28 protein-coding genes and 1 pseudogene are annotated in these 24,186 nt (G+C 60.9%); 27 read left to right on the top strand and 2 right to left on the bottom strand.

The annotated features are described in order from the left end of the window. Positions 1-4: 4 nt before the first annotated feature. The gene (hydA, locus tag DW024_RS02240; RefSeq protein WP_118376881.1) at positions 5-1,372 is read left to right on the top strand and encodes a dihydropyrimidinase; all 1,368 of its coding nucleotides are present in this window, start codon (positions 5-7) and stop codon (positions 1,370-1,372) included. Positions 1,373-1,417: 45 nt separating this feature from the next. Here the strand turns inward: hydA and yqeC are convergent, their stop codons facing one another. Continuing rightward, complete coding sequence (gene yqeC, locus DW024_RS02235) at positions 1,418-2,155, bottom strand: selenium cofactor biosynthesis protein YqeC (RefSeq protein WP_118376880.1); 738 nt, start codon at positions 2,153-2,155, stop codon at positions 1,418-1,420. A 102-nt stretch (positions 2,156-2,257) separates the two neighbouring features. Here yqeC and yqeB point away from each other — a divergent pair, with 102 nt between their 5' ends. The 24 genes and pseudogenes from yqeB to DW024_RS02110 all read left to right on the top strand — a co-directional run bounded on the left by yqeB (position 2,258) and on the right by DW024_RS02110 (position 18,267). Continuing rightward, complete coding sequence (gene yqeB / locus DW024_RS02230; protein ID WP_118376879.1) at positions 2,258-3,052, top strand: selenium-dependent molybdenum cofactor biosynthesis protein YqeB; 795 nt, start codon at positions 2,258-2,260, stop codon at positions 3,050-3,052. Positions 3,053-3,061: 9 nt separating this feature from the next. Then, a complete protein-coding gene (locus tag DW024_RS02225) occupies positions 3,062-4,105 on the top strand; it encodes an XdhC family protein (protein WP_089573560.1) in 1,044 nt (347 codons plus the stop codon). A 64-nt stretch (positions 4,106-4,169) separates the two neighbouring features. Continuing rightward, positions 4,170-5,546 (top strand): annotated as a pseudogene (locus tag DW024_RS10235) (uracil-xanthine permease family protein). A gap of 307 nt (positions 5,547-5,853) precedes the next feature. Continuing rightward, the gene (gene rplE, locus DW024_RS02210) at positions 5,854-6,411 is read left to right on the top strand and encodes a 50S ribosomal protein L5 (protein ID WP_006235260.1); all 558 of its coding nucleotides are present in this window, start codon (positions 5,854-5,856) and stop codon (positions 6,409-6,411) included. A 79-nt stretch (positions 6,412-6,490) separates the two neighbouring features. Continuing rightward, positions 6,491-6,676, top strand: a complete 186-nt coding sequence (locus tag DW024_RS02205) for a type Z 30S ribosomal protein S14 (RefSeq protein WP_022094280.1) — start codon at positions 6,491-6,493, stop codon at positions 6,674-6,676. A gap of 119 nt (positions 6,677-6,795) precedes the next feature. After that, positions 6,796-7,194, top strand: coding sequence for a 30S ribosomal protein S8 (gene rpsH / locus DW024_RS02200; protein WP_006235262.1), 399 nt, complete (start codon positions 6,796-6,798; stop codon positions 7,192-7,194). Positions 7,195-7,227: 33 nt separating this feature from the next. Continuing rightward, positions 7,228-7,764, top strand: a complete 537-nt coding sequence (gene rplF, locus DW024_RS02195; RefSeq protein ID WP_118266245.1) for a 50S ribosomal protein L6 — start codon at positions 7,228-7,230, stop codon at positions 7,762-7,764. A 75-nt stretch (positions 7,765-7,839) separates the two neighbouring features. Beyond that, complete coding sequence (gene rplR, locus DW024_RS02190; RefSeq protein ID WP_055252235.1) at positions 7,840-8,208, top strand: 50S ribosomal protein L18; 369 nt, start codon at positions 7,840-7,842, stop codon at positions 8,206-8,208. A gap of 14 nt (positions 8,209-8,222) precedes the next feature. Then, positions 8,223-8,747: a 30S ribosomal protein S5 gene (gene rpsE / locus DW024_RS02185; protein WP_118270230.1), complete on the top strand. Its 525-nt coding sequence runs from the start codon at positions 8,223-8,225 to the stop codon at positions 8,745-8,747. Positions 8,748-8,749: 2 nt separating this feature from the next. Then, positions 8,750-8,932 (top strand): 50S ribosomal protein L30, encoded by a 183-nt coding sequence (gene rpmD / locus DW024_RS02180; protein WP_006235266.1) that lies wholly within the window; start codon positions 8,750-8,752, stop codon positions 8,930-8,932. 3 nt (positions 8,933-8,935) lie between these two features. Continuing rightward, positions 8,936-9,385, top strand: a complete 450-nt coding sequence (gene rplO / locus DW024_RS02175) for a 50S ribosomal protein L15 (RefSeq protein WP_006235267.1) — start codon at positions 8,936-8,938, stop codon at positions 9,383-9,385. Continuing rightward, positions 9,379-10,665, top strand: a complete 1,287-nt coding sequence (secY, locus tag DW024_RS02170) for a preprotein translocase subunit SecY (RefSeq protein ID WP_035137447.1) — start codon at positions 9,379-9,381, stop codon at positions 10,663-10,665. Before rplO ends, secY begins: the two co-directional genes overlap by 7 nt. A gap of 18 nt (positions 10,666-10,683) precedes the next feature. Then, positions 10,684-11,310 (top strand): adenylate kinase, encoded by a 627-nt coding sequence (locus DW024_RS02165; RefSeq protein ID WP_117564183.1) that lies wholly within the window; start codon positions 10,684-10,686, stop codon positions 11,308-11,310. Next, complete coding sequence (map, locus tag DW024_RS02160) at positions 11,307-12,095, top strand: type I methionyl aminopeptidase (protein WP_117564184.1); 789 nt, start codon at positions 11,307-11,309, stop codon at positions 12,093-12,095. The genes DW024_RS02165 and map overlap by 4 nt, the downstream gene beginning before the upstream one ends. Before the next feature lie 104 nt (positions 12,096-12,199). Next, entirely contained in the window at positions 12,200-12,418 is a 219-nt protein-coding gene (infA, locus tag DW024_RS02155) for a translation initiation factor IF-1 (RefSeq protein WP_035137443.1), read from the top strand. Between the two features lie 150 nt (positions 12,419-12,568). Continuing rightward, on the top strand, positions 12,569-12,682 hold the full coding sequence (rpmJ, locus tag DW024_RS02150) for a 50S ribosomal protein L36 (protein WP_006363204.1): 114 nt from the start codon (positions 12,569-12,571) through the stop codon (positions 12,680-12,682). Between the two features lie 14 nt (positions 12,683-12,696). After that, positions 12,697-13,071, top strand: coding sequence for a 30S ribosomal protein S13 (gene rpsM, locus DW024_RS02145; protein ID WP_022094275.1), 375 nt, complete (start codon positions 12,697-12,699; stop codon positions 13,069-13,071). Positions 13,072-13,085: 14 nt separating this feature from the next. Continuing rightward, positions 13,086-13,490 (top strand): 30S ribosomal protein S11, encoded by a 405-nt coding sequence (gene rpsK / locus DW024_RS02140; RefSeq protein ID WP_006235274.1) that lies wholly within the window; start codon positions 13,086-13,088, stop codon positions 13,488-13,490. Positions 13,491-13,509: 19 nt separating this feature from the next. Beyond that, entirely contained in the window at positions 13,510-14,106 is a 597-nt protein-coding gene (rpsD, locus tag DW024_RS02135; protein WP_006235275.1) for a 30S ribosomal protein S4, read from the top strand. A gap of 32 nt (positions 14,107-14,138) precedes the next feature. Further along, complete coding sequence (locus tag DW024_RS02130; protein WP_006235276.1) at positions 14,139-15,080, top strand: DNA-directed RNA polymerase subunit alpha; 942 nt, start codon at positions 14,139-14,141, stop codon at positions 15,078-15,080. Positions 15,081-15,110: 30 nt separating this feature from the next. Next, complete coding sequence (gene rplQ, locus DW024_RS02125) at positions 15,111-15,578, top strand: 50S ribosomal protein L17 (protein WP_006235277.1); 468 nt, start codon at positions 15,111-15,113, stop codon at positions 15,576-15,578. A gap of 92 nt (positions 15,579-15,670) precedes the next feature. Then, positions 15,671-16,495, top strand: a complete 825-nt coding sequence (gene truA, locus DW024_RS02120) for a tRNA pseudouridine(38-40) synthase TruA (RefSeq protein ID WP_118376876.1) — start codon at positions 15,671-15,673, stop codon at positions 16,493-16,495. A gap of 203 nt (positions 16,496-16,698) precedes the next feature. Beyond that, positions 16,699-17,697: a glycosyltransferase gene (locus DW024_RS02115; RefSeq protein WP_128620365.1), complete on the top strand. Its 999-nt coding sequence runs from the start codon at positions 16,699-16,701 to the stop codon at positions 17,695-17,697. A gap of 132 nt (positions 17,698-17,829) precedes the next feature. Further along, the gene (locus DW024_RS02110) at positions 17,830-18,267 is read left to right on the top strand and encodes an arginine repressor (protein ID WP_006235280.1); all 438 of its coding nucleotides are present in this window, start codon (positions 17,830-17,832) and stop codon (positions 18,265-18,267) included. Positions 18,268-18,451: 184 nt separating this feature from the next. On the opposite strand, the gene DW024_RS02105 is transcribed toward DW024_RS02110, so the two are convergent. Beyond that, complete coding sequence (locus tag DW024_RS02105; protein WP_118376875.1) at positions 18,452-20,680, bottom strand: transglycosylase domain-containing protein; 2,229 nt, start codon at positions 20,678-20,680, stop codon at positions 18,452-18,454. A 162-nt stretch (positions 20,681-20,842) separates the two neighbouring features. Between DW024_RS02105 and DW024_RS02100 the strand changes: the two genes are divergently transcribed. Continuing rightward, positions 20,843-22,801, top strand: coding sequence for a U32 family peptidase (locus DW024_RS02100; protein WP_158572129.1), 1,959 nt, complete (start codon positions 20,843-20,845; stop codon positions 22,799-22,801). 96 nt (positions 22,802-22,897) lie between these two features. Next, positions 22,898-24,109 carry a tyrosine--tRNA ligase gene (gene tyrS / locus DW024_RS02095; protein ID WP_117758837.1) on the top strand — a complete coding sequence of 404 codons (1,212 nt, stop codon included), beginning with the start codon at positions 22,898-22,900 and terminating at the stop codon, positions 24,107-24,109. Positions 24,110-24,186 lie beyond the last annotated feature (77 nt).

Here is a 24,186-nt window from a genome sequence, read left to right as displayed (position 1 = left end):
AATTATGATCATCATCAAAAACGGCGCACTCGTGACGCCCCAGGGGCTTCGCCGCGCCGATCTTGCCATGGAGGGCGACAAGATTGTGCGGATTGCCGCGGCAATCGAGCCGGGCGAGGGCGATACCGTCGAGGACGCCACCGACTGTTGGGTGTTTCCCGGCTTTATCGACGGCCACACGCACATGCAGTGCTGGACTGGCATGGATTGGACGGCCGATAGCTTTGAGACCGGCACGCGCGCGGCTGCCTGCGGCGGCACGACGACCATTGTGGACTACGCGACGGCCGATCGCGGCGTGACCATGCCCGATGCCTTGGTCGAGTGGCATCATCGCGCCGACGGCACCTGCACCGCCAACTATGCCTTCCATATGGCGCTTGCCGAGTGGAATGAGCGCAACCGCGCCGATCTTTCGGCCATGCGCGAGGCGGGCGTGTCGTCGTTTAAGACCTACTTTGCCTACGACCATCTGCGCCTGGACGATGCCGAGACGTTCGAGGTGCTGGAGGAGCTCAAGCGCGTGGGCGGTATCCTGTGCGTGCATTGCGAGAACGGCACGTTGGTCAACGCGCTGCAGAAGCGCGTGTTTGAGCAGGGTATCCACGGGCCCGAGGGCCATGCGCTCAGCCGTCCGGACGTGTGTGAGGCCGAGGCCGTGAGCCGCCTGCTGTATCTGGCGCACTTGGCCGGGGACGCTCCGGTCAACGTGGTGCACCTTTCGACCAAGCTGGGGCTCGAGGCCATTCGCGCTGCCAAAGCGCGCGGGCAGAAGAACATCTATGTCGAGACATGCCCTCAGTATCTGATGCTCGACGACACCTGCTATCTGGAGCAGGGCGAGGACGGCTTTGCGGGCGCCAAGTACGTGATGAGCCCGCCGCTGCGCCATGCCGGTGACCGTGCCGCGCTGCGCGAGGCGCTTGTGGCTGGCGAGATCGATACTATTGCGACCGATCATTGCAGCTTTAACCTGCACGGGCAAAAGGACCGAGGACGCGATGATTTCCGCGCGATTCCCAACGGCGGGCCCGGCGTGGAGCATCGTCCCGTTGCGATTGCCACGAGCTTTGAGGGACAGCTGGGTCCCGAGGATCTGTGCCGCTTGATGAGCGAGAATCCGGCGCGCGTTTTTGGCATGTATCCGCGCAAGGGCTGTCTTGCCGAGGGCGCCGATGCCGACGTGTGCGTGTGGGATCCCAAGGCGCGCTGGACCATTCGCGCGGCGACGCAGCATCAGGCCGTGGACTATACGCCGCTCGAGGGCTTTGAGGCACACGGCCGCGCCAAGGCCGTGTTTGTGAACGGCGTGCTGGCTGCGCGCGACGGCGAGCCCACCGGAGCCCAACCCGGCCGCTACGTGCCCCGCTAACGGGAAGACCGCCGGGGTAGCTAATTTGGGACGGGGCTCTTTTAGCTACCCCTTGAGGCTGGTGGCGATGAGGGAGCGGCCGAGGGCCGCCTCGAAGCGATCTGCCATCGTTGGATCGGCAAGCGTGTCGACTTGGTTGAGCATGATACGGGCATTGTTTAGGTTCAGCATCTGCATCTCGGCATTGAGCACCTGGGCGACGCGCTCGGGCGTGGCGATGTCGGTAGGCTCGCAGCCGCAGCGCTCGCAGAAGAGCTCGGGGCGGTGGACAACCTCGGCGACGGGCTTGCCCAGCCCCGAGGCGCCGACGACCCAGACAACGTTTGCCGTGGCGGCGGGAATTACCGGCTCCCAGGCGGCATGCGCCTTGAGCGGGAGTCGCTTGCTGCCATCTGCCTCGGCCAACACATAGTTAAAGCGCCGTGCCAGCTCGCCGAGCGGCTCGGCGGGGGCGGAGAGCTTGCCTGTCTCCGGGTCCAAGACGCCTGCCTGGCAGATGCTTCCGTGCACAAGGCCCGTGCAGGCCTCGCAGGTGCAACCGGGGACATGCGCGGCGCCCGGCTTCCAAGGCGCGGCGTCCAGGCGACGATTCGACCCGTCCCATGGCACGCCGGCGACGGGAAACATATGCGTGGTGGTGCAGAGGAGCACGCGGCCGCCAGCGCGCATGAGCTCAAGACCCAGCGTCTTCAGCAACGTCGACTTGCCGCCGCTGCCGATAATCGCGGTAATGCCCGGCTCGATCCTGAGCGCCGAGGCAAGATTGCCGCTAACCGTTTCCATCTGTTCACCGCCGTATAATACTGTGATAATAAATAATCATCAGAGTAGCGGTCGAACCGCTTTTGCTCTGCTCAAACCGTAGCACAGGGAGGTGCCCCGGGAATGCTCGTTTATGTTCGCGGCGCCGGCGATATCGCCACGGGCGTCGCCGCTCGCTTGGTGCGCTCCGGCGTGTCGGTCGTTATGGCCGATATCGCGGTTCCCACGTGCATCCGTCGCACAATCTGTTTTTGCGAGGCCATTCGCCTGGGCGAGGTCGAGGTCGAAGGCATTCGCGCTCGCTTGGCACAGACGCCGGCTGAGGCGCTTGCGATTTCCGAGGCTGGAGACGTCGCCGTTGTGGTGGACCCTCAGGCCAAGATGCTCGGCGAGCTGAAACCCGCGGCTGTGGTCGACGCGATTTTGGCTAAGCGCAACTTGGGCACCACGCGCGACATGGCGCCTGCCGTCATCGCTGTGGGGCCGGGCTTTACCGCGCCGGTTGACTGCGACGCCGTGGTCGAGACCATGCGCGGGCATTTTCTCGGCCGTGTCATTACCCAAGGTTCGCCCCAGCCCAACACGGGCGTGCCGGGCATTATCGCCGGCTATGGCAAGGAACGTGTTATCCACAGCCCCGCCGCCGGCGTGTTTCGGTCCGACCGCGCAATCGGCGACATCGTGAGCGCCGGAGACGTGATTGGCTACGCGGGCGATACGCCCATGTGCACGCAGATCGATGGCTGTCTGCGCGGGCTTTTGGCGAACGGCGTGCAGGTGACTGAGGGCTTTAAATGCGCCGATGTCGACCCGCGCGGCGATGCCAGCTATATCAACTACATTTCGGACAAAGCGACGTCGGTCGGCGGCGGCGTGCTCGAGGCACTCGCTATGCTCACCGATGTCTTTAGAGGATAGAAGGCGGCAATGGAAAAGCTCGATGTTGTGAATGCGGCGCTTGCCGCCCTGCGTGCTGGCGAGACGTGCGAGCTGGTGGTCGTGGCCGGTACGGCGGGGTCGTCCCCGCGCGGTGTGGGCGCCTGGATGGCCGTCTTTGCCGATGGCAGCCAGGCGGGCACTATCGGCGGCGGCAAGATTGAGCTCTTTGCGCTGGATGAGGCGCGCGAGCTCCTGAGCGCGGGACAGTCGCGTCTGGTCCGCTACACCATGGGCGGCGAGAACTCCGATACCGGCATGATCTGCGGCGGAGCCATCTGCCTGTGCTACCTGCATTTGGATGCGACTCAGGCACCGTTGTTCCAGTCGGTTGCCGACGTCTTGGCCTATCGGCGCATCGGCGACTTCGTCATCGACTTTGAGCCGTTTATCGCGAGCGCGCTCGAGGGCGATGTGGTTGAGTACCATGGCGAGACATCGCGCCATACCATTGCCGGCTGCCCCGAGCTTTCGCTGGTGGAGGAGGGGAGTAAGGTCACCTACACCAACGCCGCCTCCGAGATTCCCCCGGCGCACATCGAGACGCTCTGCCCCGAGGGCCTGACCTATATCTTTGGCTGCGGCCACGTGGGCGCTGCGACGGCGCGGGTGCTCACGGCGGCAGGCTTTGCCGTCGTGGCTTGCGACGACCGCCCCGGCACGTTGACCCCCGAATGGGTGCCCGGCGTCTACGACCGTCGTCTGGTCGATTATAAGAACCTGAGCGAGCTGTGTCCCATCGGCCCGCGCGACCTGGTGGTCGTCGCCACGGCGGGTCACAAGTCCGATATCGACGTGGTGATTCAGGCCATGCGCGCCAAACCCGCCTATCTGGGCTGCTTGGGCTCGCGCCGCAAGACGGCCTTTGTGTGCGCCCGCTTGGAGCAGGAGGGCTTTACGCAGGAGCAAATCGACGAGCTGCACCTGCCGATCGGTGTCGCCATCGAGGCCGAGGACCCCGAGGAAATCGCCATCTCCATCGCCGCCGAGATGATCCACCTGCGCCGCACCAAACTCGTCCCCCGCAAGCGCTAGCCCCGTCCCAAATTAGCTACCCCAGCCCTCTGTCGCATACGGGTCAAAATGCTACCTGCGCCATATGCCCTATAATGTTCGACCGTTGAGCGGCATGGGGCCGCTGCCTAGGGTATGGGAGGCGCAAATGGCAGAGTCGGCAGCAGGGGATGCCCTGTTCGAGCGAACGGGAAAAGTTTCGTTTGTGCAGGTATTGCCCCATGCGCTGCAGCATGTGCTGGCGGCATTCGCGGGTATCGTCACGCCCGCCATCATCATTGCGTCGGTCTGCGGCTTTACCCCTCAGGAGGAGGCCGCCGTCATCCAGGCGTCGCTCGTCCTCTCGGCGCTTGACATTTTCCTTCAACAGTTTCCCATAAAAGGTGTCGTCGGTTCGGGCCTGCCCATTGTGATGGGTGCGAGCTTTACCTTCGTGCCGGCGCTCAAGGCAGTCGGTCTTGAGCTTGGTTTTGAGGCCGTGCTGGGCGCCCAGGTAATCGGCGGCGCGCTCGTCGCGCTCTTCGGCCTACTGTTTAGGCGCGTGAGTTTTCTGTTTCCGGCCCCGGTGCTCGGTACCGTCATCTTTGTGATCGGCCTGTCTCTGTGCCCGGTCGCTGTGGCTTCTATGGCGGGCGGGGAGGGCGCTGCCGATTTCGGCAGTGTCACCAACTGGGCCGTCGCGCTCGTGACGTTTGTCGTCACCTTTGTGGCCGGCAACTACGGCAAGGGCGCGCTTAGGCTGGGCAGCATCCTGGCCGGTATCTGCGCGGGCTTTGTTTTGGCTGCGGTGTTGGGCACGGTCGATTTCTCGGCCATCGCGACCGCCAGCTGGTTCGCCCCGCCGGCCCTGGGCGCCCATCGCCTTGTGTTCGACCCGGCCGCGTGCGCCGTTGTGGGCGTTGTCGCCATTGTCAACGCAGTACAGGTCATGGGCGAATTTGCCGCCGTGTCGTCCGCTGCGCTCGATACCCCTGCGACCGATAGCTAGATCTCGGGTGGCCTGATCGCCAACGGCCTGGTCGGTATGCTGTCAGGCTTTTTGGGCGGCGTCCCCACGGCAACCTTTGGCCAGAATGTGGGCATTATCGCCGAGAACAAGGTCGTCAACCGCATGGTCTTTACGCTTGCCGCCGCCATCTTGCTCATCGCGGGCCTGCTGCCCAAGTGCGCGGCAGTGCTCACGTCCATTCCGCAGCCGGTCATCGGCGGCGCCACGATCGGCGTGTTCGCGACCATTGGCATGAACGGTGTGGTCATGTTTGCCCGCCACGGCCTGTCTCAGCGCGATACCACGCTCATGGGTCTCTCTATCGCCTTTGGCACGGGCATTGAGCGCACGGCCGGCGCGCTTGCTGGCGCTGGATTCCCCGCATGGGTCGGCACCGTCTTTGGCGGATCCTCTATTGCCGTCGCCGCGCTTGTCGCCGTCGTCCTCAACCTGGTCCTGCCCCACCAAAAATAACGCCCCATATATGAGTTGCGGTGGAATACGGACTGTTTAAGCCTGTTAGGCCGTCAAACAGTCCCTATTTCACCGCAACTGCTTTTTGGGACCCATTTGTGCGGGGGAGTTGTGGAGTTGTGCAGGCAGACGAGGTTTTTCTGGAAATACGCACCCAATGCGCGTATAGTACCGATTGTTTTGTCGGCTCCTGCTGCGTCGAGTCCAAACCGCGAAATGCCATGAGCGGCGCGGATGCAGCCAGGAGGCACGAGGACAACCCACCGTGGCCACGCCCCGTGCTTAAAACCCCAAGAAGGAGTGAACAATGGCAGAAGAGAAGTATGTGCCACGTCTGAAGACCAAGTACAACAACGAGGTCAAGCAGCAGCTTCAGGACAAGTTCCAGTACGAGAACGTCATGATGATCCCCAAGTTTGAGAAGATTGTCGTGAACATGGGTGTCGGCGAGGCCGCTACCGATTCCAAGGCCATCGACGGTGCCGTGCGCGACCTGCGCGCCATCACCGGTCAGCAGCCGATGATCACCCGTGCCCGCAAGTCCATCGCTACCTTCCGCCTGCGCGCTGGTATGCCGATCGGCTGCAAGGTTACCCTGCGTGGCGACCGTATGTGGGAGTTCTTCGATCGTCTGACCTCCGTCGCGATCCCCCGTATCCGCGACTTCCGCGGCATCTCCGCCAAGAGCTTCGACGGCCGTGGTAACTTCTCCATGGGCGTCACCGAGCAGCTCATCTTCCCCGAGATCGACTTCGACTCCGTCGATCACCAGCGTGGTATGGACATCACTTTCGTGACCACCGCCAACACCGATGAGGAGGCCAAGGCCCTTCTGGACGCCTTCGGTTTCCCGTTCAAGAAATAGGTTCACCTGCCCTATGAGCGCCGTTCCCAGAAGGGGGCGGCGCTTGGGGCGAACAATACTCTATGTGAGGAGGATATAAGTGGCTAAGACATCGATGATCGTCAAGTGCAATCGCAAGCAGAAGTTCTCTACTCGTGAGTACACGCGCTGCCAGCGCTGCGGCCGTCCGCACTCTGTGTACCGCAAGTTCGGCCTGTGCCGTGTCTGCTTCCGCGAGCTTGCACTCAAGGGCGAGCTTCCCGGCGTTAAGAAGGCCAGCTGGTAAGTCACTACCAGCGTTTCAAGCATCAGTTTGGAACAGGGAAAACGCGCTAAAAAGGCTTTGCCGTTAAGGGCGGCGAAGAACCAAGAGCACGTGTTCATCAAGAACGAAGGAGAATCTGTATGAACCTTACAGACCCGATCGCAGATATGCTTACGCGCATCCGTAACGCTAACTCTGTGAACAAGGCCACGGTCTCCATGCCGAGCAGCAAGAAGCTCGTCGAGATCGCTCGTGTTCTGCACGAGGAGGGCTACATCGAGGGCTACGATGTCGAGGACACCGTTCCCCAGAAGACTCTGCACATCACGCTTAAGTATGGTCCCAAGAAGGCTAAGGTCATCAACGGCATCCGCCGCATTTCCAAGCCGGGCCTGCGTAAGTACACCGGCGTTGCCGACATGCCCCGCGTCCGCGGTGGCCTTGGTACCGCCATTATTTCCACCAGCCATGGCGTCATGACCGACCGCGATGCTCGCAAGCACAACGTCGGCGGCGAGATCATCGCTTACGTCTGGTAATTCGCTCGGTAGGTAGAAGGAAAGGAGATCACCGTGTCTCGTATCGGTAATAAGCCTGTCCAGATTCCCGCCGGAGTCGAAGTGGCAGTCAACGGCAACAACGTTGTCGTCAAGGGCCCCAAGGGCCAGCTCGAGCTCGATGTCTTTGAGAAGCTCGCTATCAACGTCGAGGACAGCGTCCTCACCGTTTCCCGTCCCGACGACGAGCGTGAGACCCGTGCCCGCCACGGCCTCACCCGTGCCCTCATCCACAACATGGTGGTTGGCGTTTCCGAGGGCTTCGAGAAGAAGCTCGAGCTCGCCGGCGTCGGTTACCGCGTGCAGCAGAAGGGCAAGAACCTCGAGTTCTCCCTGGGCTTCTCGCACCCCGTGATCGTCGAGGCTCCCGAGGGCATCACCTTCGAGGTTCCCGACAACACCCACGTGAACGTCAAGGGTATCAACAAGCAGCAGGTCGGTCAGATCGCCGCTGAGATCCGCGGCCATCGTCCTCCCGAGCCTTACAAGGGCAAGGGTATCCACTACGTTGGCGAGCACATCCGCCGCAAGCTGGGTAAGGCCGCCAAGTAGTCGTAACCGACTCACTCGCATAAGACCAGCACCCCGTCAGGTGCTGGCAAGATCAACCTTTTTAGGAGTTTACGTATGAACAAGCATAAGGCGAAGCTGGAAGGCCTCAAGCGTCGTCAGCGTCGTGTTCGCGGCAAGGTCTCGGGTACCGCCGAGCGTCCGCGTCTTCGCGTGACCCGTACTAACGCCAACATCTATGCCCAGATCATCGACGACAGCAAGGGCTCCAGCCTGACGCTCGTCTCCGCCTCGACCCTCGAGGCCGAGTTCAAGGGCACCCACACCTCGAACAAGGAGGCTGCGGAGAAGGTCGGTCAGCTCGTTGGCAAGCGCGCCATCGAGGCCGGCATCACCAAGGTCGCCTTCGATCGCGGTGGCCGAATCTACCATGGCCGCGTCAAGGCCCTCGCCGACGGTGCTCGTGCCGCCGGTCTCGAGTTCTAGGAGGTATGTAGCACATGGCTCGTAATCAGAAGCAGCAGCGCGAGGCCTCCGAGTTCGAGGAGCGCGTCGTTTACATCAACCGCGTGTCGAAGACCGTCAAGGGTGGTCGTCGCATGAGCCTCGTCGCTCTCGTCGTCGTTGGCGACGGCAAGGGCAACGTCGGCGTTGGCATGGGCAAGTCCGCTGAGGTGCCCCTGGCCATCTCCAAGGCGTCTCTCGATGCCAAGAAGAACATGTTCCACGTGCCGGTGACCGAAGAGGGCACCATCCCACACGAGGTTCTCGGTCACTTTGGTGCCGGCCGCATCATCATCAAGCCCGCTGTCGAGGGTACCGGCGTTATCGCCGGCGGCGCTGTGCGTCCCCTCTTCGAGCTTGCTGGCATCAAGAACGTCCTGTCCAAGTCCCTCGGTACCGACAACGGCCTTAACATCATCAAGGCTGCCGTCGAGGGCCTCAAGGAGCTCTCCAGCCCTGAGGACGTCGCGGCTCGCCGTGGCCTGACGGTCTCCGAGATGTTCGTCGGTAAGGAGAACTAAGCATGGCTGACACCATCAAGATCAAGCAGGTCCGCAGCACCAACGGTTGCAAGCAGGACCAGGTCCGTACTGTCCGTGCCCTCGGTCTCCACAGGATCCGCGAGGTTCGCGAGATTGCTGACAACGAGTCCGTCCGCGGCATGATCTTCAAGGTCAAGCACCTTGTCGAGATTGTAGAGGAGTAGCAAATGCAGCTTCACGATCTTACTCCCGCGCCCGGTTCCACCAAGAACCGCAAGCGCGTCGGCCGTGGCAATTCTTCGGGTCACGGCACCACTTCTGGCCGCGGCCAGAAGGGCCAGGGTTCCCGCTCTGGCGGCACCAAGGGTGCCGGCTTCGAGGGTGGCCAGACTCCGCTGGCTATGCGTCTGCCCAAGCTTCCGGGCTTCCGCAACCCCCGTCGTATCGAGTACACCGCTGTCAACGTTGAGCGTCTCGAGCGTAAGTTCGAGGACGGCGCTGTAATCGACGGTGCCGCTCTTAAGGCTGCTCGCATCACCAAGAGCGAGTTCGAGCCCGTCAAGGTGCTCGGCAATGGTGAGCTCACCAAGAAGTTCACGGTCAAGGTCGACAAGGTCAGCGCTTCTGCGCAGGCCAAGATCGAGGCCGCCGGCGGAAAGGTCGAGCTGCCGTGCTAAATGGTCTTAAGAATGCTTTCCGCATCAAAGAACTGCGCGAAAAGATTCTTTTTACCATAGCTATGCTCGTCGTGTACCGCATTGGTGCGCACGTTCCTGTGCCCGGCATTCCCTTCCAGGGGATGCTGGGCCTTTTCTCGACCGATAACAATTCGGTCGCCGCAGGTGCTATGGCCCTCCTGAATCTTTTCTCTGGCGGCGCGTTGAGCTATGTCTCGGTGTTCTCTTTGGGCATCATGCCGTACATCACGAGCTCGATTATCCTCCAGATGCTCCAGGCCGTCGTGCCTTCCCTGCATGAGCTTGCCCGCGAGGGCGAGGTCGGTCAGACCAAGATTACGCAGTATTCGCGTTACCTCACCCTGGCTCTGGCAATCCTCAACTCCGTGGGTTACCTCTTCCTCTTTAAGAGCTTCGGCATCAGCTTCAATGGCGCCGGCGCTCCCGAGATCATCTTCGACCTCATGATCGTCGGTACGCTCACCGCAGGCGCTATGCTGATCATGTGGATTGGTGAGCTCATCACCCAGCGCGGTATTGGCAATGGCATGTCGCTGATCATCTTTGCGAACATCATGGCCGGCCTTCCGCAGGCTATCTTCTCCAGCACCGAGGGTAATGCCGGTGGCATCATCACCATGGTGATCATCTGCGCCATCATCCTGCTGGTTATCCCGCTGATTGTTTTCCTTGAGCGCGGCCAGCGCCGCATCCCGGTCTCCTATGCCAAGCGCGTCGTGGGCCGTCGCATGATGGGTGGCCAGACCACCTACCTGCCCATCAAGGTCAACACCGCGGGCGTCGTGCCGATCATCTTTGCCTCGGCGCTGCTGTACTTCCCGGCTCAGATTGCCGTGTTCTTCCCCGGCATCGGCTGGATTCAGGCAGTTGCCTCTGCGCTTTCGACCGGTTGGCTCAACTGGGTGCTTAACGTTGTCCTCATCGTGTTCTTCGCGTACTTCTACACCTCCATGGTGTTCAACCCCGATGACACGGCCGACAACCTTAAGAAGCAGGGTGGCTTTATTCCGGGCGTCCGTCCGGGTAGGGCTACCGCGGCCTACATCAAGAACGCGCTCAACAAGATCACGCTTCCCAGCGCTGTCTTTTTGGCGCTCATCGCCATCGTGCCTTCGATCATCTTCTCCTTCACGGGTAACCATCTGATCCAGGCATTTGGCGGCACGTCCATCCTCATCATGGTCGGCGTCGTGCTCGACACGGTCGATAAGCTCGAAGGCCAGATCAAGATGTATGATTACGATGGATTCTTTAAATAGGCTAGAGGAGGATTGCTCATGAACCTCGTATTGCTCGGAGCTCCGGGTGCCGGTAAGGGCACCGTCGCACAGGAGCTCGTCGCCGAGTTTGGCGTCGCTCACATTTCCACGGGCGACCTGCTGCGTGCTGCCGTCAAGGGTGGCACCGAGCTTGGTATTCAGGCTAAGAAGTACATGGACGCTGGCGAGCTCGTTCCCGACCAGCTCGTGATCGACCTTGTCAAGGAGCGCCTTGCTGCCGATGACGCCCAGCAGGGCTTCATCCTCGACGGCTTCCCGCGCAACACCGCCCAGGCTGTGACGCTCGATTCCGAGCTCTCCGCCATGGGTCGCGAGATCGACTGCGCCCTTCTGGTCGACGTGGCCCCCGAGGTCATCATCGCTCGTCTGTCTTCGCGTCGCACTTGCCGCGCCTGCGGTTACACCGGCACCGCTGCCGATGCTACCTGCCCCAAGTGCGCCGGCGAGATGTATCAGCGCGACGACGACAAGCCCGAGACCATCAAGAACCGTCTCGACGTCTACGAGAAGTCCACGAGCCCGCTCGTCGACTACTATCGTGGCCAGGGTCTGCTCAAGTCGGTCAACGGTGACCAGGCTCGCGAGACCGTGTACGGGGATGTCAAAGAGGCTCTCGGTCTATGATCAAGATTAAGTCTGCAACGCAAATCGAGCAGATGAAGAAGGCAGGAGCGCTATCTAAGATGGCGCTCCGCCACGTTGGAGCCATGGTGCGCCCTGGTGTTTCGACCTTTGAGCTCGATCAGCTCGCGGAGCAGATTATCCGTATGCATGGCGGCACCCCGGCCTTTAAGGGTTACGGCGGGTTCCCCGGTACCATTTGCGCATCGATTAACGATGCCGTGGTCCACGGTATTCCCAACCCCGACATGATCCTGCGCGATGGCGATATCATCTCCATCGATACGGGAGCCGTTGTCGACGGTTGGGTTGGCGATAACGCTTGGACGTTTTTTGTCGGCACACCCACGCCCGAGGCCAAGGCCCTGTGCGAGGTCACGCGCGATTGCCTTAAGGCTGCCATCGAGCAGGCTGTTCCCGGTAACCATATCGGGGATGTTGGTTACGCCGTTCAGTCCCTCGCCGAGTCTCACGGTTACGGCGTGCTTCGTGACTATGTGGGCCATGGCATTGGCCGCGTGATGCACGAGGACCCCAACGTTCCTAACTATGGAAAGAAGGGGAGGGGCGTTCGCCTCCAGGCCGGCATGGTCATTGCCATCGAGCCGATGGTTACGATGGGTTCCAACCATGTGAGCACGGGCTCCGACGGTTGGATTGTTACGACCAACGACCACCTGCCCGCCGCACACTACGAGAACACCGTCGCCATTACCAATGACGGTCCGGTGATTATCACCACGGATGCCCAAGGTGCTTGGTGTTCGCTCCAAGGCGGAGAAATGTAACAAGTTCCACTTAGTTGTGGAGCCATTACGAAGTTATTACGATGCGTGCATACGTGTTGTAGAATACTCAATCGCTGTCGTTTTCTAGAGAAAGATGATTGCTTGTGAAGAAGGAAGACGCAATTGAGCTCGAGGGTACGGTAAAGGAACCGCTGCCCAATGCCATGTTTAAGGTCGAGCTCGAGAACGGTCATTCGGTTCTGTGCAACATTTCTGGCAAGATCCGAATGAATTACATCCGTATTCTCCCCGGTGACAGGGTTGTCGTGGAGCTTTCCCCGTACGACCTGACCCGCGGCCGCATCACCTATCGCTACAAATAGCGGCACGGATACGCGCACTCCATTTCCGACTGCAGGCTTAGCTCAACCTACGGTCGGATTGTGTGTGAAGACCAGCCATAGTTTTAAACGCCTGCGGCTGGGCGAGTAGATAGTAGGGAAGTAGTTTGAGCGCTACCGAAAGGAAGAACGATGAAGGTACGTCCTTCGGTCAAGAAGATGTGCGATAAGTGCAAAATCATTAGGCGCCATGGCAAGGTCCTCGTCATTTGCGAGAACCCCCGTCATAAGCAGCGTCAGGGTTAAGAGAGGAGACTACGTTGGCCCGTATTAATGGTGTCGACCTCCCGCGTGAGAAGCGCGTTGAGATCGGTCTGACCTACATTTACGGCATCGGCCGCACCACTGCGACGAAGATCTGCGTCGAGTGCAACGTTAACGTGGATACGCGCGTTAAGGACCTCACCGAGGATGAGGTTAACGCCATCCGTGATTATATCGATAAGAACCAGATCATGGTTGAGGGCGACCTCCGCCGTGAGCGCAACCAGAACGTCAAGCGCCTTATGGACATCGGCTGCAACCGCGGCCTTCGTCACCGCAAGGGCCTCCCGGTCCGCGGCCAGCGCACCCACACTAACGCTCGTACCCGTAAGGGCCCGAAGCGTCAGATCGGTGCTAAGAAGAAGAAATAAGGAGCGCTAGATAGATGGCTACTGCTAAGAAGAACGTTCGCGCTGCCCGTCTGAAGCGCGCGGACCGTAAGAACATTTCCGTGGGCCAGGCTCACATTCGTTCTACGTTCAACAACACGATCGTTTCGATCACCGATCCCCAGGGCAACGTCATTTCCTGGAAGTCGGCTGGCCAGGTGGGCTTCAAGGGCTCCCGTAAGTCCACGCCGTTCGCTGCCCAGATGGCTGCCGAGGCTGCTGCCAAGCAGGCCATGGAGCACGGTATGAAGAAGGTTTCCGTCTTCGTCAAGGGCCCCGGCTCCGGTCGTGAGACCGCCATTCGCTCCCTCCAGGCTGCTGGCCTCGAGGTCTCGAGCATCCAGGACAAGACCCCCATTCCGCACAACGGCTGCCGCCCCAAGAAGCGTCGCCGCGTGTAACTGAAAGGATCGTATCAATATGGCAATCGACAGGACTCCTGTTCTTAAGCGCTGCCGTCAGCTCGGGATCGATCCCGCTGAGCTCGGTTACAGCAGCAAGAAGGAATCTATCCGTCAGCCCAAGCGCCGTCGCAAGGAATCTGAGTACGGCATGCAGCTGCGCGAGAAGCAGAAGGTCAAGTTCATCTATGGCGTTCTGGAGAAGCAGTTCCACGGGTACTTCAACAAGGCCCGCAAGATGAACGGCGTCACCGGTGAGAACCTCATGATCATCCTTGAGTCTCGCCTCGACAACGTCGTCTTCCGTCTTGGCTTCGCCCGCACCCGCAAAGAGGCTCGTCAGTCCGTCCGTCACGGTCACTTCACCGTGAACGGCAAGCGCGTGGACATCCCGTCCTACCGCGTCAAGGCCGGCGACGTCGTCGCTGTCGGCGAGAAGTTCCGTGACCTCCTCCCCATCAAGGAGGCTCTGATTTCCTCCGAGCGCTTTGAGGTCCCTGGCTGGCTCGAGGTCGATATCGAGAAGCTGTCTGGTAACGTGCTCGCTCTGCCGACGCGTGAGCAGATCAGCGGTGATATCAACGAGCAGCTCATCGTCGAGCTCTACTCTAAGTAGTCCATCCGGGCTGCTGAGGCTGGAGGTAATACATGTCAGAATTCATTAGGCCTCAGGTTCAGGTCGAAGAGATCAACGAGACGTCTGCTCGTGTCTCCGTCGAGCCGCTCGAGCGTGGCTACGGCGATACGCTGGGTAACTCCCTTCGTCGCGTACTTCTGTCCTCGCTCGAGGGTGCCGCCGTCGAGGCTATTCAGATCGATGGTGCACAGCACGAGTTCATGACCATCCCTAACATGGTCGAGGATGTCACCGACATCGTCCTGAATGTCAAGGGTCTTGTCTTCAGGGCTCTCGGCACGACCGACGAGGCGACCGCCACCATTTCTGTTGACGGCCCCTGCGAGGTCACCGGTGCGGACTTCTTTATTCCGTCCGAGTTTGAGCTGGTCAACCCCGAGCAGCACATCGCTACGCTTACCGAGGGTGGCCATCTCACCATGAGCATGCGCATCGGCTATGGCCGCGGCTATGTCTCTGGCGAGGCTAACAAGCGCGACAACGATCCCATCGGTGTGATCCACGTCGACTCGCTGTACTCGCCGGTGTCCCGTTGCGCCAAGCTCGTTGAGGCTTGCCGTGTCGGTCAGCACACCGACTACGACCGCCTTGTCCTCGAGATCGAGACCAACGGCTCCATCGCTCCGCGCGACGCCGTGGTCCAGGCTGCCAATATCATCAACCAGCATATGGCTGCCTTTATGAACCTTGCCGAGACCCCCGAGGTCGAGGAGGAGGCTTCGATCTTCGCTCCCGAGGTCACCAACGACAACGCCGAGCTGGACAAGCAGATCGAGGATCTGGACCTTTCCGTCCGTTCCTACAACTGCCTTAAGCGCGCCAGCATTCACTCGGTCCGTCAGCTCGTTGAGTTCTCGGAGAACGATCTGCTTAACATCCGTAACTTCGGTGTTAAGTCGATCGAGGAAGTGAAGGACAAGCTTGAGTCCATGGGCCTGAGCCTGAAGGCTTAATGCTTCGCATATTTGAGGAGAAACTAGACCATGCGTCACAACGTTAAGAAGGGCCTGAAGCTCGGCACCGATGCGAGCCACACCAAGGCCATGAAGAAGAGCCTGGCCAAGGCCCTCTTCGAGAACGACCGCATCAAGACCACCGAGACCCGCGCTAAGGCGCTGCGTTCGGTCGTCGACCCGATCATCACTTGGGCCAAGAAGGGCGACCTGCACTCTCGTCGTCTGGCTATCGCCAAGCTCGGCGATAAGCAGCTCGTTGCCGAGATCTTCGACAAGGCTGCCCAGGGCATGTGGCAGGACCGCAACGGCGGTTACACCCGCATCATGAAGCTCGGCAACCGCAAGGGCGACAACGCTCCCATCGTTATCATGGAGCTCGTCACCGAGCCTTGCACGCCTAAGGCCAAGAAGGCTGCTCCGGCCCCCAAGAAGGCCGCTGCTCCCAAGAAGGTCGAGGCCGTCGAGGAGGCTCCTGCTGAGGAGACCGCTGAGTAGACTTTCCGTCTGCATAGGCTATATTCGAGGGGTACGTTCGCGTACCCCTCTTTTTTTGTCGCGATACCGTTGCTTGTTTGTTGGGAGCGCCCATGACTGCGCCGTCTGATTTCAATTCGATTTCCGAGCTTGACGCCACACTCGTATTTCGTGTGGCCTATGATGGCTCGTCGTATAGCGGATTTGCCGAGCAGCCGGGACAGACGACGGTTGCTGGTGAGCTACGTCGAGCCATCGAGACGCTGCTTCGCCGCCCGATCGATCTGACGTGCGCGGGGCGTACCGATGCCGGCGTGCATGCCGTGGCTCAGTACATCAGCGTGCCCGTTACGGACGCTGAGCTCGCTCTGACGCGCCGTAGGTGGCTGCGGGCCATGGATGCCCTGCTGCCCAAAGATATCGCCATAAACGAGGTCTACAGGGCCCGTAAAGGCTTTTCTGCACGCTTTGACGCGCATTCCCGTACGTATACATACCGTATTGCCGATCGCGATGCGCGCCCCGTGCTTTCCCGCGGTGCCGTGTGGTGGCATCGCTATCCCTTGGATGTTGAGGCTATGTCTTCTGCCTGCCCCGCGCTGCTGGGCGAGCAGGACTTTAAAAGCTTTTGCAAGGTTGCCTCGGCCGTTGGCAAGCCCACGCATCGCTGCGTGATTCGTGCCGAATTTGGCCATGAGGTTGCGTTTGGCGAGGACATCCTGACGTTTACCATCGAGGGCAATGCGTTTCTGCATTCGATGGTCCGTACGATCGTGGGCACGCTTGTCGAGATTGGCATGCATCGCCGTGAACCCGAGTGGATGCGCGAGGTTATCGATGCTTGCGACCGTACCGCTGCGGGCCCCACGGCTCCTGCCTGCGGCCTTGCGTTTATGGGCGTGGATTACGATCCCGCCGAGCTTGTCGTGCTCGACTAGGGGAGGGCTCGACGTGTCGTGCGTCGACACCTGTCATCTGTGGGCTGCGCGTGTGCAACATCTGTTCTTGGCGTGCAATGCAACCGGTGTCTCATTGCTTTTATTGCCGGGGTGTACCATGAACCACGGTTTGATTCATTGCTGTCGAGAGGACGGATAATTTGGTTCGACGTGGTTCGCATCCGCGACTTTCGGTGATCCTTGTGGTAGAAGGTTCGCCCAGCTATGCGATGCGTGCGCTCGAGAGTATCCAGAACCAAGACCTCTACGATTTGCAGATTGTCGTTGTCTGCCGCGATGCTGCGCCCGGTGTGCGCCATTCGCTTCAAGTTGCTGCCGACAGGGACATCCATATTGATTTGATTGACGTCGAGGACGCGAAGCGCGGCGCTTGTCTTCGTGCCGGTTTTGATGCCTCGCGCGGCTCTCAAATCATCGCCATGAACGCCGATGAGTGGTTTGCTCCGCAGGCCCTTTCCAAGATGGTCGATATCGCGTGCGATACTGCGGCAGACATTGTGCTCCCCTCGGTGTCGCTCGATCGATACGATGCGCATCGCGAGCGTCATTCGCGCGTCTTGGATGCTGCCTCTATTGCCATAGAAGACGAGTCTTCTATGGTGACTGGGCTGCCCCAGTTGATTTTGGGCGGCCTAGTCGCTCAGACCTCTGGCGTGATGTATAGCCGTCCGCTGTTTGAGGCATGCCTGTCGCGCGGCAAGGCGTACCGTACGGTTGAGTTTATGGCTTATGCGCTCTCGCAGGCACGATTCGTGTCCGGCTGCGGCGACGCTTGTTTCCACGCGGCGGCACCTAAGCTTACAGATGCCTTTGATCCCACCATGTATGCCAGGATATCCGATGACACTCGAGCGCTCGACGAGCTTGCGGACTCACTCTCGGAAGCAGATAGCGGTGGTCGGCTCAAGCTGGCAAGCCAAAAGTTCTACTTTGCCGGACTGGTCGCCTGCATCGAGAATTTGTGTCTGAGCCCGCATGGGGTGTCGTCAATCGAGCGTTCCGCCCGCATGCGTGATATGCTCGAGGCGCCTCGAACCCGTCAGATGGTCGCCGCGCTCAAGGATAACCATCGGGGACTCGGTCTGTTGTTTGGGCCGATCGCCAGCGCCAAGCCCGCGCGCTGCGTGATGTGTACGCATCTGGCAGCTTTTCTTAACCGGACGGGCGCAAAAACCGCCTAAACGGCTCATTACGAAACAAACTTGCATAGAATTGTTTCGAAATGCGTTCTTATACACAAAAGCCTTCAAATAGCGTTAAACTATTCAATCACTGATTGATTGTCTCCGCCATCTTTTGGAGAGAGGGTTTGTATGGCTAAAAAACGCAATGGGCGCCAGGATGCCATTAGAGATATTGTGCGCAATAAGGATGTCCGCACGCAGCGCGTGCTGGTCGATGAGCTCCGTGCTATGGGCTTTGATTGCACGCAGGCGACTGTCTCTCGCGATATTGCCGATATGGGGCTGCGTAAGCTCCCTGAGGGCATCTATGTTCTGGCAGAGGACCTGCACCTGCAGCGTATGGTTTCCGAGCTCGTAACGGGCGTTCTGCGTACTGATAATCTGGTTATGATCAAGGCTCAGCCTGGCACGGCTTCCGGCATCGCCGCCGCCGTTGATGCGGCAGAGTTACCCGATGTGCTTGGCTCGCTTGCCGGCAACGATACGATTTTGGTTATTGCCCAGACGGCCGAGGACGGCGAGCGTCTCGAGGCGCTGATCAATAAGTTGAGCAATTCTCGCAAGTAGGTGTGCGGGTCGTGCGCTCGGCATTGTGTGCGCTGACATAGTGGCTTGTAAGGGGCATCGACGTTGGTCGGTACCCCTTTTTGTTTGCCGGTATAAAGACCGCCCACCAGGTCGCTTCAAACTAAAAGGCCCCGAGCAGTTCAATAAGCTGCTCGGGGCCTTGTTGGCTTTAGTCGCGTACTTCTTAGCCGACCGTATCGTCAGGCGTGGGCGAGGGGTCGGGAGTGGGCGTAGGCGTAGGCGTAGGCGTAGGCGTAGGCGTAGGCGTAGGCGTAGGCGTGCCGCCATCGCCGCCGGTCGAACCACCAGTGGAGCCACCCGTCGAGCCACCGGTCGTACCGGTGCCGCCGGTGGTGTCGCCGCCCGTGGTCTCGGTGGTCGTGGTCGTCGTGGTAGTCGTTGTGGTGGTTTCCTCTTCCTCTTCGTCCTTGTCCTTGTCGTCGTTCTCCGACTTCTTGGTGTTGTTGGTGCCGTAGAACTTCCAGACGCTGTTGTTCTTGTAGGTGGGCGCCGTTCCGGTCGCAAACTCCTCGCGCTCGGTACCGGTCAGAACGGTGTTCATAAACCGCTTAAAGACAGGCAGGTTGGTGCTGTCGCCCAGCAGGTCCGTGCCGTACTTTTGGATGGGGATCTCGCCCGCGGAATAGCCGGTCCACAGGGCGCACGCCAGCTGCGGGGTATAGCCGCAGAACCACAGGTTGGTGGTGTTGTCGGTGGTGCCCGTCTTGCCGGCATAGGGCTGGTTGACGCTTAGGGCACCGGCAGCGCCCGTACCGCCGCCCTGCATGACGCCGGACAGAACATCGGTGACCGCGGCGGCCTCGCCCTCGGTAAGCACCTGTGAGGGATTGTCAGTGTGCTGGTACAGCACCGAGCCGGTACGAGAGTCAATCTCGGTGATGGCGATCGGCTGGCGATAGTAGCCGCCATTGGCAAACGTTGCGTAGGCGGCGGCCATCTCGAGCGGCGAGATCGAGCCGGTGCCGAGCGTCATGACGGGAACGTCCTCGATGTTGTCCTTGGCGGGATCGATGCCGAGCTTTTTGACGAGCGAGATGATCTTGCTGTTGCCGACGGCTTCCGCCACCTGGATGTAGCCGGTGTTGGAGGAGTATGCCGTCGCCTGCTTAAGCGTGATGTTGCCATAGCTATGGTTGGCGTAGTTTTGGACCTCGGTCGTGGTGCCCTTGGCCTTGAGCGGCGAGTTGCAGTTGAGGGTGACGTTGGGGTTCATGCCGTTTTGGATGGCAGTTGCCAGCGTAAAGGCCTTAAAGGTGGAGCCGACGGGACGCTTGGCCGTGGCATGGTTTACGTGGTTCTCGTCGGCGTTGTAGTCGTAGCCGCCCACCATGCACTTGATGTAGCCGGTCTTGGGGTCGACGACGACCATGCCCATGTCCAGGCCGTCGAGCGAGAGCGTGTCGAGCTGCTCGCGAACGGCATTCTCTGCCACCTGCTGCATCGTGGGATCGATGGTGGTCTTGACGGTCAGACCGCCCTTAAAGAGCACGTCGGTCGAGAACTCCTGCTCCAGCAGCTGCTTAACATAGGCGACAAAGTAGGGCTGCGAGTATACGTCGACGCCGCTGCCCGAAATCTCGGTCACGTTGAGGGTGATGGGCTCGGCCTGTGCGGCATCGTGCTCCTCCTGCGTGATGTGGCCCAGGCGCAACATGTTGTCGAGGACCTTGTTGCGACGGGACAGCGCCAGGTCGGGGTTGACCGTGGGGTCGTACTGCGAGGGCGAGTTGGGAAGGCCGATCAACAGCGCGGCTTCGCTCAGGGTGAGGTCGGCGGCGCTCTTGGATAGGTAGGTCTCGGCGGCGGCCTCGATACCGTAGGCGCCGTGGCCGTAATAGATGGTGTTGAGGTACATCATGAGGATCTCGTCTTTGGAGTACATATCCTCCATCTTGACGGCGATGTAAGCCTCGCGCACCTTACGCTCGATGGTCGAGTCGAACTGCTCCTCCTGCAGGATGGTGTTGCGCACCAGCTGCTGGGTGATAGTCGAGGCGCCTTCGTGACCGCCGCCGAGGGTTGCCACCGCAGCGCGCGCGATACCCCACAGGTCGATACCGCCGTGCTCGTAGAAGCGCTCGTCCTCGACGTCAACGGTGCCCTGCAGCACGTAGGGGGAGACCTCGTCCTTGGTGATAGACTTGCGGTTTTGCGTGTAGAAGCTCGCAATCTTGTTGCCGTTGCAGTCGACGATCTCGGTGGGCTCGCTCACCAGATACGCGTTGGCGTCGGTGTAGTCGGGCAGATCGGACAGCCAGCGGTTGACGTTGCCGACCATGCCGATGCCAAATGCCACGCCCGCGATAAGCAAAAAGCCCAAAAACGAGAGCAGGATTATGGGCAGAGCATGCGTCTTTGAACGGCTGCGTCCCTGTCGTTGGCGAGGACCCATATATTGACCTCCAGGTATGTCGTGCCGGACGGTGGATGTGCCGTCGGGGCAGGATGGACATAAGTTATTACACGATAAACCAAACGGGGCGCGCGAGGCCTCGTGTATGCTGGAAGACGGCATTTTTCAGAGTGAATGCATACCTTGGTAAGGAGTTTGTCGATGGCGATTCGGACGATGGGGCCGAGCGGACAATACGAGACTGGATTGGATGCTGCCGGTGCGGCGCTGCCCGAGCTGCTGGCGCCGGCGGGCGGGCTCGACCAGATGCTTGCGGCCATCGCCGCGGGTGCCGATGCCATCTATGCGGGGTTGGGCGGCTTTAACGCCCGTGTGAGTGCGCACGGTTTTACCGACGACGAGTTTGCACGCGGCTGCGCCGTGGCGCATGCCCATGGCGTGCGTGTGTACGTAACGCTCAACGTGTTCGTATTTGACGACGAGTTGTCCGACGCGGTGGCGTTGGGAGCTCATGCACTAGAGCTGGGCGCCGATGCTCTGATTGTCGCCGATGCCGGGTTGGCCTGCGCGCTGCGCGCGGCGATTCCCGGGGTCGAGATTCACCTGTCCACGCAGGCGGGCGCTCATAGCGAAGGCGCCGTGCGGCTTGCCGCCGATGAGCTGGGGGTCGAACGCGTGACGACGGCACGCGAGCTGACGGTCGACGAGATTGCCTCCTTGTGCGGTACGGGCGTGCCTATCGAGGTGTTCTGCCACGGGGCCATCTGCATTGGCTACTCGGGTGCTTGTGAGTTCTCAGCCCTGAGACGCGGGCGCTCGGCGATGCGCGGGGAATGCACACAGCCGTGCCGTCTGGCGTACGACCTGGTGGACGAGGCGGGACAGAGCGTTGTCGCCGTCGAGGGAGATCGCCTGCTGTGCCCGCGCGACTATCTGGGTATTGCGCATCTGCCCGAGCTTGTAGATGCCGGCGTGGCGTCGCTCAAGATCGAGGGGCGCATGAAGAATCCCGACTACGTCTTTAACGTGGTGCGGGTGTGGCGCCGGGCGCTCGATATGCTGTGCGACGGCGCGTGGGACCCCGGCGCCGTGGAAGAGCTTGAACGCGAGCTGGGCCGGTCGTTCAACCGCGGGTTTACCGACGCGTATCTGCGGGGGCGTTCGGGCGCCGAGCTTATGAGCTTTGAGCGTGCGATCAACCAAGGTGTGCGCGTGGGACGCCTGGTGGCCGTTGGCCACGAGGAAGTGACCGTCGAGCTCGATGCCGCCGTGGCGGCGGGTGACACGCTCGAGATTCGGTTCTATCCGGGTGCCGACGCGCGTCCCGATGTGCCCAAGCGCTGGCCGCAGGTGCCCTGCCCGGTGGATGCCGCAGCGGGGAAGCGCGTCGTCGTGCATTGCAAGCGTAAGGTGGACGCGGGCTGCGAGGTGTACCTGATTCGCAGTGCCGGCGTGCTGGGGCAAACGGCAACGGTGTTGGAGCGCATGCGGGCCGAGGCAGATGCGATTGCGCCCGTTGCACGTGCCGTTGAGGTACTGCCCTTTGAGGACGTTGCGGTGGATGGCGGTGCGTCGACGGAGTTGGTGGAGTGCACGGCTCCCGCTCGCATGGTTTTTGCTTGGCAGCTGATGGATGCCGACCCGCGCGGAGAACTCGATTTGTCCGACGCCGCTGTGGTGCTTGACGAGGTGTGCCGCACGGGTGACGCTGACCGGACCCGCTCACTGACACAGCGTGCCGGGCGCGTCGTCTGCCGCAACCTAGGACAGGTGGTGATCGCTCGCGAGCTGGGCGTGACGTTTGACGTGGCGGCGCCGGTGTTCTGCGCGAATCGGGCCACGCTTGCCTGGCTGCGCGAACTCGGTGCGGGGCGGGTGTACTTGCCGGCCGAGTTGCTCGGCAATGATGCGGAGCGTATTGCCGAACTGGCTGCTGAACCCGGCGTCTGGGGTCCGGTCGACGCCGATCGTCCCGAGCTTATGGTGTGCGAGCACTGCCTGCTGACCGCCGAGGGCGTCTGCGCTACCGATGCGACGGGACAGGTCCGTTGCCGCGACTGCTTGCGTCGTCGGCAGGTACGCTATCTGGTCGAGCGTGACGGTACACGTCTGCCGGTCGCCGTTGACGCGTGCGGCAGGACGAGGATTTTCCTGTCGTAGGTGCCGCGTCGCGTCAGTTTGTTATCATATGAGAGTTTATGGACTTCCAGCACCGCCGTATCCGGTGAGGGTGCTATAGCAAAAGGAGGATACCCAATGCTGTCTGTTGACGAGCAAATGCGTATCATCACCTCGGGCGCTGCGAAGATCGTCCCCGAGGCCGACCTTCGTAAGAAGCTTGAGAAGGGCGAGCCCCTCAACATCAAGCTCGGCGTCGACCCCACCAGCCCCGACCTGCACCTGGGCCATGCCGTGCCGCTGCGCAAGATGCGCCAGTTCCAGGACCTGGGCCACAACGTCACCCTTATCATCGGCAACGGCACCGCGCTGATCGGCGACCCCTCGGGCAAGAACTCCACCCGCCCGCAGCTTTCGCAGGAGCAGATCGAGGCCAATGCCGAGACCTACGTGAGCCAGGCCATGAAGATCCTGGACCCCGAGAAGACCACCATCGTGCACAACGGTGACTGGATTCTGTCGATGGATCTGGCCGGTCTGCTGCAGGTGTGCTCCAAGTTCACCGTTGCCCGCATCCTTGAGCGCGACGACTTTACCAAGCGCTACCAGTCTCAGACGCCGATCGCCCTGCATGAGTTCCTGTATCCCGTGATGCAGGCCTTCGACTCTGTGCAGATCAAGGCCGACGTGGAGATGGGTGGCACCGATCAGCTCTTCAACCTGCTCGCCGGCCGCGAGCTCATGGAGAAGATGGGCATGGAGCCCCAGATCGCGCTCACCATGCCGCTGCTCGAGGGCACCGATGGCGTTCGTAAGATGTCCAAGTCCTATGGCAACTACATCGGCCTGACCGACGCCCCCAAGGATATGTTCGGCAAGACCATGTCCATCCCCGACGAGATGATCGGCAAGTACTATCGTCTGGCCAGCTCGCTCACCCCGGCCGAGGTCGACAAGATCGACGCCGCTTTGGCCGATGGCTCTGCCGACCCCTATGAGCTCAAGCGTGCCCTGGGCCGCGACCTGTGCGACACCTACCACGGCGCCGGTGCCGGCGACGAGGCTCAGGCCGAGTTCGACCGCGTGTTCAAGGAAGGCCAGCTCGCCGACTTCCCCGAGAAGCATGTCGAGCTGACCGTCAACGACGAGGGTCAGATCTACCTCGCCGGCCTGCTCAAGGATCTGGGACTTTCGGCCAGCGCCGGCCAGGCCCGTCGCGATATCGACGGCGGCGGCGTCAAGATTAATGGCGAGGCCGTGGCTCCCAAGAGCTACAACATCGACCCCAGCGCGCTCAAGCTGGGCGACACCCTCTCCGTGGGCAAGCGCAAGGGCTTCAAGTTGATTTAGTTCCGCCGTTCTAACGAACGGCGGACCGGCCGACGCTGCGCGGGCCGCATTTGGACAATCTGACGTTCAACTTCAAG

The organism is Collinsella sp. AF37-9 (assembly GCF_003475115.1).
GTDB lineage: Bacteria > Actinomycetota > Coriobacteriia > Coriobacteriales > Coriobacteriaceae > Collinsella.
Note: the sequence above shows the minus strand (reverse complement) of the source record. Positions and strands in the feature narration are given on the sequence as shown.